General features: G+C 77.7%; 8 protein-coding genes. 2 read left to right on the forward strand and 6 right to left on the reverse strand.

The features are described from left to right. Nucleotides 1-244 (forward strand): LPXTG cell wall anchor domain-containing protein (locus IG88_RS40510; protein WP_031051085.1); only part of this gene is annotated, 244 nt, incomplete at its 5' end. Between the two features lie 95 nt (nucleotides 245-339). Here the strand turns inward: IG88_RS40510 and IG88_RS0137140 are convergent. Continuing rightward, the gene (locus tag IG88_RS0137140) at nucleotides 340-1,647 is read right to left on the reverse strand and encodes a hypothetical protein (RefSeq protein ID WP_031051088.1); all 1,308 of its coding nucleotides are present in this window, start codon (nucleotides 1,645-1,647) and stop codon (nucleotides 340-342) included. Nucleotides 1,648-1,815: 168 nt separating this feature from the next. Here IG88_RS0137140 and IG88_RS0137145 point away from each other — a divergent pair, with 168 nt between their 5' ends. Beyond that, nucleotides 1,816-3,000 carry a glycoside hydrolase family 26 protein gene (locus tag IG88_RS0137145; protein ID WP_031051091.1) on the forward strand — a complete coding sequence of 395 codons (1,185 nt, stop codon included), beginning with the start codon at nucleotides 1,816-1,818 and terminating at the stop codon, nucleotides 2,998-3,000. Between the two features lie 31 nt (nucleotides 3,001-3,031). Here IG88_RS0137145 and IG88_RS0137150 read toward each other — a convergent pair whose 3' ends face one another. From IG88_RS0137150 to murJ, 5 genes are all read right to left on the reverse strand, one after another. Then, nucleotides 3,032-4,180, reverse strand: coding sequence for a GNAT family N-acetyltransferase (locus IG88_RS0137150; RefSeq protein WP_051852220.1), 1,149 nt, complete (start codon nucleotides 4,178-4,180; stop codon nucleotides 3,032-3,034). Next, nucleotides 4,177-4,932 carry a hypothetical protein gene (locus tag IG88_RS0137155; protein WP_031051096.1) on the reverse strand — a complete coding sequence of 252 codons (756 nt, stop codon included), beginning with the start codon at nucleotides 4,930-4,932 and terminating at the stop codon, nucleotides 4,177-4,179. Before IG88_RS0137155 ends, IG88_RS0137150 begins: the two co-directional genes overlap by 4 nt. After that, nucleotides 4,929-6,095, reverse strand: a complete 1,167-nt coding sequence (locus IG88_RS0137160; RefSeq protein WP_031051098.1) for a glycosyltransferase — start codon at nucleotides 6,093-6,095, stop codon at nucleotides 4,929-4,931. Before IG88_RS0137160 ends, IG88_RS0137155 begins: the two co-directional genes overlap by 4 nt. Nucleotides 6,096-6,105: 10 nt before the next feature. Next, a complete protein-coding gene (locus IG88_RS0137165; protein WP_031051100.1) occupies nucleotides 6,106-6,795 on the reverse strand; it encodes a polysaccharide deacetylase family protein in 690 nt (229 codons plus the stop codon). Between the two features lie 31 nt (nucleotides 6,796-6,826). After that, nucleotides 6,827-8,565: lipid II flippase MurJ (murJ, locus tag IG88_RS0137170; RefSeq protein WP_051852221.1), on the reverse strand; the 1,739-nt coding region annotated here is incomplete at its 5' end.

Below are 8,565 nucleotides of genomic sequence, written 5' to 3' on the forward strand. Positions count from 1 at the left end.
CCCCGGCTACGGCGAGGAGGAGCCCCCGCCGCCCACCCACGAGGAGCCGCCGCCCCCGAGCGAGGAGAAGCCCCCGCCGCCCACCCACGAGGAGCACACCCCGCCGGCTCCCCAGACGGAGCGGCCCCCCGCGCTGGCCGAGACCGGCAGTGAGGGCACGCTCGGCGCCGCGGCCGCCGGTGCCGTGCTGATCGCGGGCGGCGCGATCCTGTACCGCCGGGGCCGGGCCGCCGCCGGCCGCTGATCCCACCCCGGTCCGCTCGTTGCGACGCCCCCGGTGCCCCGCACGGTCACCGGGGGCGTCGTCGTGGCCGGCGGACGAACGGCCGCGCGGGTGCCTCAACGGGCGCCCGCCCGGTCCTCGTCCGGGCGGTCGGAGACACCGGTGCGGTCCGCGGCCGGTGCGGAGGCCTGGCGCACGACACGGGCCCGGGCCGGGGCCCCGGTGTCCGGGCGGGCGCGGCCCCGGTGCACGCGGGCGCGCAGCCGGGCGCCCACGTGCGCGCCCCACAACGCCCACAGGGCCCGGCCCGGCGCCCGGTCGTCCCGGGCGTGCCAGGCCAGCTCCCGGCCCCCGCGCCCCTCGCGGGCCGGGCGCAGCGCGCCCAGCGGCGCGTAGTTCTCCACCACGAACACCCGCCCCGGCCGCGGCGCCCCCTGCGGCAACGGCCGGTGGGTCAGGTCCAGGTGCAGGGCCCGTACGACGTCCAGCCCCGCGGTGTCGGTGAAGAGGCGGAACTGGGCGCCGGGGCGCGGGTTGAAGTCGAGCAGGTGATAGCGGCCGGTCGAGCCGCAGCGGCGGAAGTCGAGGTCGAGGACGCCCCGGTAGCCCAGCTCGGCCACCAGCCGCTCCGCGAGCGTCCGCACCGCCGGGTTCGGCGCCCAGCGGCCCACCGCCGTCAGCCCGGCCCCGCGCGGCCTGGCCCGCGTCTTGCGGCCCGGACCGCCCGCCCGGACCGTGCCCGAGCGGTCGGCGTACCCGTGGAAGAACCAGTCCCGGTCCGGCCCAGGCGGCAGGAACGCCTGCAACAGCAGCCGGCTGCCCGCCTCCGCGGCCCGCTCGTACAGCTCCCCGGCCTCCCGTGCCGAGCGCACCAGCACCGTGCTGCGCAGCCCGCCGCCCGGCGGCACCAGCCAGGGCCGGCTCCACTTCGCGACCACCGGCAGGCCCAGCCGCCACGCCGCACGCGCCGCCTGCGCCGCGCCGTCCGGGACGACGGTCTCCGGGTGCGGCAGGTCCAGGGACGCGCACACCCCGGCCAGTTCGGCCTTGTCGGCCACGCGCTCCGCCAGCCCGTCCGGCTGGTCCGGCAGCAGGAACGCGGGCGCCAGGTCCGCCCGCGCCCGGCCCACCGCCACGGCACACGCGTCGTCCATCGGGACCAGTACGGCGGGGCGGCCGATCCGCGCGGCGACGCGGCGCAGCACCACCGCGATCTCGTCGGGCGACGCGCCGGGCGGCGGCGGGGCGTGCAGCCCGGTCAGGTAGCGGGAGGCGCGGATGGGGCTGCCGGCGCAGTCGGCGACCACGTGCACGTCCACCCCCGCGCGGCCGAGCGAGCGCACGGCACCCAGCGTTCCGTGGTGAAAGGGGTTCCGGTCGGTCCGCAGCACGACGGCGGGGACCCGGGTGTCGAACAGCGACACGGGTGACTTCCTTCGGATTCGGGTTGGTTCGAGCGAGGGCCGGGGCGATTCACCGGTGCGGGCGATCGCCGCACTCGAAAGCCGTAACGGCGGTGGCGTGACGGCACCTCATATGACTGGCTGTCAGTAATGGAGAGCAGACCGGACCACAGAACCAAGGAGGCGGCCATGGCCGTACGGCAGTCACGGGCCCGGTCCGGGCGGCGGGCGGCGCACGCCGTGGCGGCGGTGATCGCGACGGCGGCGCTCCTGGCCGCGGGTCCCGGTGCCGCCGCCGGCGAACCGGCCGCACCCGAGCCCGGGCCGGGCGCCGAGCCCACCCCCGCCTTCGGTGCCTACCTGGACTACGGGCCGCGCGGCGTGGCCCGGATGGCGGCGCTCAGCCACTGGCTGGGCGGCGCCGAACTGCGCGTCGGCCACACCTATCTGCCCGGCGACCGCTGGAGCAACATCGAGGGCGCCCCCGGATTCCTCGACGTGTGGGCCGACTGGCGCACCCGCAAGGCCGACCGGATGCTCGTCCTCAACGTGCCGATGATGGAGCGCAACGAGGAGCACGTCGGCGACGGCGAGGTGCGCGACCTGCTGCGCCAGGGCGCCGCCGGGCGCTTCGACCACCACTTCCGCGCCCTCGCCGAACGGCTCGTCGCCCTCAAGGTGCCGGACACGGTCCTGGTGCTCGGCTGGGAGATGAACGGCACCACCTACACCCACCGCTGCGGACCGGACCCCGAGGCGTGGAAGGCGTACTGGAACCGGATCGTCACCACTATGCGCGCGGTGCCCGGCCAGAAGTTCCGGTTCGACTTCGCGCCGAGCCGCGGCCGGGACGCCGTGCCGTGGACGCAGTGCTACCCGGGGGACTCCACCGTCGACATCATCGGCATGGACTCCTACGACCAGCCGCGCGGCATGTCCTTCGACGAGCAGGTGAAGGAGCCCTACGGCCTCCAGGCCCACGTCGACTTCGCCAAGGCGCACGGCAAGCCCGTCTCGTACCCGGAGTGGGGGCTGTTCCGCAACGGCGACAACGCCGCGTACATGCGGCGCATGCTCGCCTGGATGGACGAGCACCGGCCGGTGTACAACACCGTCACCGACTACTGCCCGCACGGCGTCTGGCAGTGCGACGACAATCCCCGCTCCACCGCCGTCTACCGGTCCGTGCTCTACGGCCGCACCGACGGGCCCGAGGAGCCGGGCACCCCCACCGCGCCGCCCGTGCCCCCGGCGCCGTCCACCGCGCCGGAGCCCCCGGCCGACTGCTCGCCGCTGGAGCTGGGTGACTGGGTGGAGCACTGGCTCGGCGGGAAGCTGTGCCTGCGCCTGGACTGGTACGCGCGCAACGAGTAGCGGCGCGCGGCGGGGGCGGTCGCGGTGCCGGTCAGGTGGTGCCGGCACCGTCGTCCTCCCTCCGCCGTGCCCGCCGCAGCAGCTCCTTGCCCCGCCGCCGCGCGGCCGCGTCGCACAGGGCCGCCGCGAGCAGCGGGGCCGTGCGGCGGCGGGCCAGCAGCAGCCGCTGGTTCGGCACCGGGTCGGGGCGCCAGCGGTGCTTGTAGGGCTCGTCGCCCCGCAGCAGGCTCAGCGTGGAGCGCCCCGGCGCGCGGGCGTACCCGGCGCACGCGTCCAGCAGCATCACCGCGACGTCCGCCTTGCGCTCCCGCAGCCGGGGATGGGCACCGTACAGGTAGCCGCCGGCCAGTCCGGGGGACAGCAGCGTCAGGTCCACGGCCACCACCTCGTCGTCCATCCGGAACTCGGTGACCACCGCGTCCCCGGACCGCACCATCGGCCCCGCCGCCCGCACCAGGTGCTCGCGGAAGCGGGGGCGCAGGTGCTCGCCGGTCACCTGCCGTCCCCGCCACTGCAGCCGGTGCAGTTCGAGGAGGCGCCGTACCGCCGTGTCCGCCTCGTCGGGCAGGACCGGCCGGCTCTTGACGCCGAGCGAGTCCAGCCGCCGGAGCTGGGCGCGGACCCGCTGCCGGGCCTTGGCCGAGGGCAGCCGGGCGACCAGTTCGTCCAGCGGGAGGGCGGGCAGTTCCAGGCACAGGGAGTCGGCCAGCCGGCGCCGGGGCCCGCGCCAGCACGCGTAGACCCGTTCGGCGGCGGCGCCCGGCCGTACCTCGCGCAGGTCGACCAGCGCGGTGCGGGCCGCCGCCGCGAGCCCCGCGCCGAGGGCGGTCACGGCGTCCCGGCCGTGTCCGTCGTCCAGCAGCACGTCCCCGTAGTCCGAGATCGCCCCGCCCAGCGGCACCAGCGCGGGCACCGGGCGCCGTACGAGCATCAGCGGGGCGGCGGCGACCAGTTCACGCCCGGCGCGGGCCAGCACCACCCGCAGCCGGCCGGGCGAACCGTACGAACGCCACCAGGAGTGCAGCCAGGCGTGGCTCTGGAACGCGGTGGCGGCGGCGCACCGGCCGTGGAGCCGACGCCACTCGGGGGCCAGCGCGGCGAAGGCGGCCGCGTCGGTGACCAGTTCGACGGTGTGGCCGGGCGGCGGCACGCGCGGCCCCGGCGGTTCCGGGTACGTCACAGCGGTCCGCGGCCGTCGGCCGCCGACGCCGGTTGGGGCACGGCCGCCGCCGCACCGCCGGGCTCCCGGCCGGCCCGGCGCGGCCGGACCAGCAGGGCGAGGCCGCCCAGCAGACCGCCCGCGCTCGCGCCCACCAGGCCGGTCAGGGCCGCGGACGGCGAGGACGACTCGGTGGGCTCGGTGGCCCGGGCGAACTGGCGCAGCTCCACGTGGGTGTCGTCGGCGGAGTCCGTCGCGTGCCGGGTCAGGGCGCGGGCCACGGCGTTGGCCATGTCGGCGGCCTGTTCCGGGTCGGCGGAGGTGGCCGTGACCGAGACCATCGGCGCGTCCGGCGAGGTCGCGGTGCGCACACCGCGTTCCAGGGTCGCCACCGGCACGTGGGCCCACATCTGGGCGTCCGCGAGCACCGCGAGCTGGGTGGCGACCCTGCCGTACGCCTGCGCGAAGCCCAGCGCGGCGGCGGGGTCGGAGCCGTCGGCGGGGACGGCGACGACGTAACTGGTCGCCGTGTACCGCGGGGTGGCGAGCAGGCCGTACCCGGCGCCGAGCAGCCCGCCCGCGAGGACACCGGCCGCGAGCGGGGACCAGGCGGGCAGCGAGCGCAGGCGGCGCAGGGAGCGGCGCCCGGCGCGGCGCAGGGCGGTCCGGGCGCGGTCCCGGCGTGCGGGCGGTGAGGGGGGTGAGGGCTCGGGGTCCGTCGCGGGTCCGGCCGTCGCGGGTCCGGCCGGGGACTGGGTGAGGGGCTCGGTCATGCGGAACTGACTCCCTGGGGTGCCGGGGACGGGGGCAGCGGATGCGTGAGCGTGGTCGCGTACACGTCCATCAGCCGGGCGGCGCTGCGGGTGACGCAGTAGTGCCGGGCCGCCTCGGGCGCGGTGCGCGTGCCGGGGACCGGGCCGCCCGAGGCGCGCGTCTCGGCGAGGGCGCGTGCGAACTCCCCGGCGCCGCCGCCGACCCGCCGTGCCCCGGGCGCGGAACCGGGCGGCAGGTCCTCGATCGCCGGGCAGGAGGCGTACAGCACCGGCAGCCCGGACGCGAGCCCCTCCACGGCGGCCAGGCCGAAGGCCTCCTCCGGCGACGGCGAGGCGAGGACGTCCATCGCGGCGGTGAGCGCGGGCAGGTCGGGGCCGGGGGAACCGTCGGGCAGGTAGGGGCGCTCGCCGGTGAGCAGCACGCGGTCGGCGACCCCGGCCTCGCGGGCGGTGCGGCGCAGCAGGTGCTCCTCGGGCCCGCCGCCGACCAGCAGCAGCCAGCAGTCCGGCGGCAGCAGGGCCAGGGCGCGGACCAGTACGTCGAAGCGCTTGGCCGCCGCCAGCCGGCCGATGCCGCCGACGACGTACGCGCCCTCGGGCAGGCCGAGGCGGCGCCGGGTGCGCAGCCGGCGGACCGGGTCGAAACGGAAGCGGTCCAGGTCGATGCCGTTGGGGACGACCTCGATGCGGGGCGCGGGCACCCCCCAGCGCCGCAGCCGGTCGGCGACGGTGGGGGAGACGGCGACCGTCGCGCTGCCGAGGCGTTCCCCGGCCAGGTACAGGGCCCGCACGGCCGGGGTGAGGGGGCGGCCCTCCATCTGGGAGTCGCCGAGGGAGTGCTCGGTGGCGACGACCGCGCGCACCCCGGCCAGGCGGGCCGCGACGCGGCCGTAGAGGCAGGCGCGGTAGAGGTGGGTGTGCACGAGGTCGTAGCCGCCGGTGCGGATGAGGCGGGCCAGTCGGGGCAGCGCGGCCAGGTCGCGGTTGCCGGTCATGCCGAGGTGGACGACGTGCACGCCGTCGGCCAGCAGGCCCTCGGCGACCGGTCCCGGGTTGGTGAGGGTCACGACGTCGCAGTCGACGGGCAGGTGCCGCAGCAGCAGCCGCAGTTGCTGCTCGGCGCCGCCGACGCCGAGACCGGTGATGATGTGCAGGGCCTTCACGTCCGCCACCTCACACCCCGGCCGCGGCCCGGCGGCGCAGGCGGTGCAGCCGCGTCTTCAACAGCAGCCGTACGGGGGTGTCCCGCTGGCCCACGTGCACGCGGGGCAGCGCGTACGGGCCGGTCAGCGGGCCGGGGTCGATGGCGCAGGCGTAGCCGTACCCGGCGGCGCGCACGGCGTCGGCGGCGCGGGCGTCGACCGTGCCGTACGGGTAGCAGAAGCCGGTGACCGGGGTGCCGGTCAGCTCCGCGAGCCGCGCCCTGCTCCCGGCGGTCTCGGCGGCCAGCGTGGCGGCGTCCGCCGTGGTGAGGTCGGTGTGGGTGAGACCGTGCGAGCCGATCTCGATCCCCTCGGCGGCGGCGCGGCGGATGCCGTCGGCGCCCAGCAGCGGCTTGCGCGGGCCCAGCGGGTCCCACGCGTTGTCGCCGCCGAGCCGTCCCGGCAGCACGAAGAGGGTCGCCCCGCAGCCCCAGCGGCGCAGGCGCGGCAGCGCGTGCTCGACGAAGTCGGCGTACCCGTCGTCGAAGGTCAGCCCCACCAGGTCCCGGCCACCGCCCCTGGCGCGGGCGGCCAGCAGCTCGGCGACCGGCACCCCGCGCAGCCCGCGCCGCCGCAGCCAGCCGAGCTGCGCGTCCAGCCTGGCGGGCGTGACGGTGATGCGGTACGGGTCGTCCGAGCAGTCGCCGACCGAGTGGTACATCGCGATCCAGGGAACGGTGGCGGGCCGGGCGTCAGCGGTCGTTGCGGAAGGGAAAGCGGAAGCGTGAACGGCCATGCGGGTGCCTTTGCGTGACGGGGTGGCGGACGGAGCGGACGGAGCGGACGGGACGGGCCGGCCTCGGGGCGGGGGCGAGGTCCCGGACGCCCAGGGCCAGGCAGAGGACGACGAAGACACCGCCGACGGTGGCGGCGCCGATGGTCAGCGACAGGGCGGCCGACGGGGTTCCGGCGCCGGTGACCGCATCGGCGGCCAGGGCGCCCGCGCCGGTCGCCACGGCCGCCGCCAGCACCGGCCGGCCCAGGTCGCCCAGGACCCGCCGGACGCGCACCGGCACGCTGCGCGGGCCCATCCCGGCGAGGAGCAGGGCGGCGGTGACGGTGATGCCGGCGGCGTTGGCGGCGGCGATGCCGCGCACGCCCCACGGGCCCACCGCCGGGGCGCCGGCGACGGCGGTGACGACGACACCGGCGGCCATCGCGGCGAAGGGGTACCAGGAGGCGCGGCCCGCCGAGAAGTAGGAGCGGGACAACGCGCCCACCACGGTCTGCCCGAGCAGCCCGAGCGCGTACACGCGCATGACACCGGCGGTCGCCACCGTGTCGTCCGCCGTGAACGCGCCGCGCTGGAAGAGCAGGTGGACGATCTGCGGAGCGCAGGCGACGACGGTGGCCGCGCCGAGCAGCACCAGGCAGGCCGCCAGTGCCACGTCCCGCTCGACCCGGTCGCGGGCCCGCTCCGTGTCGCCGTCGGCCAGCGCGCGGGCCACCACCGGGAAGGTGACCGTGCACAGCATCAGCGACAGGGTCATCGGGATCTGGGCGACCTTCTGCGCGTAGTTCAGGTGCGAGATGGCGCCGGAGGGGAGACCGGAGGCCAGGAAGCGTTCGATGAGGACCTGGGACTGACGGCACAGCGCGAACAGCAGGACGGTGGCGAACAGGGCGAGCGCGAGCGGCCGGGCGGGCCCGTCGTCGGGCAGCGTCACGGTCCGGACGCCCTCCCGGCGCCGCAGCCGGCCCAGCAGCGACGGCAGTTGGGCCGCCACCATCAGGGCCCCGCCCACCGCGACCCCGGCCGCCGCCGCGCGCACGCCCCAGCGCCCGCCGAGCACGTACATCACCGCGATGATGCCGGTGTTGTAGGCGACGTAGATCGCCGCCGGCGCCGAGAACCGCCGGTGCGCCCGCAGCGCGGCGCTGCAGTACCCGGCGAGCCCGAAACTGACGACGCAGGTGGCGGTGAGCCGGGTGCAGTCCACGGCGAGGGCCCGGTCGGGCAGCCCCGGCGCCAGGGCCCGCACCAGCACCGGTGCGGCGACCGCGACCAGGACACCGGCGGCGGTGAAGGCCGCCGCCAGCCGGGGCAGCGTCGAGGCGACCAGCGCGCGCACCGGGTCCCCGCCCACGCCCCGGGCGCGTCTGGCCAGGGCCAGGCTGAACATCGGGACCAGCGCGAAGGCCAGCCCGTCCTCGATGAGCAGCGTCGCCGCGAACTCCGGCACCGTCCACGCCACCAGGAACGCGTCCGTCTCGCCCCCGGCCCCGAACAGCCGGGCCAGCGCCTGGTCCCGCACCAGCCCGAGCACCGACCCGGCGACCGACAGCACGGCGGTGACCATCGCGGCCCGCGCCAGGAAACGCCCCGAGGACCGGGCCTCGGCGGGGGGCGCGGTCCCGGCGGGCGCCGGAAGGGCCGGGTCGCCGGGGCCGCCCCGGACGGGGTCCCAGGGCGGGGGCGGGGGCTTGGGAC

Origin of the sequence: Streptomyces sp. NRRL F-5650 (assembly GCF_000721365.1) — a bacterium.
GTDB classification, from domain to species: Bacteria; Actinomycetota; Actinomycetes; order Streptomycetales; family Streptomycetaceae; genus Streptomyces; species Streptomyces ardesiacus.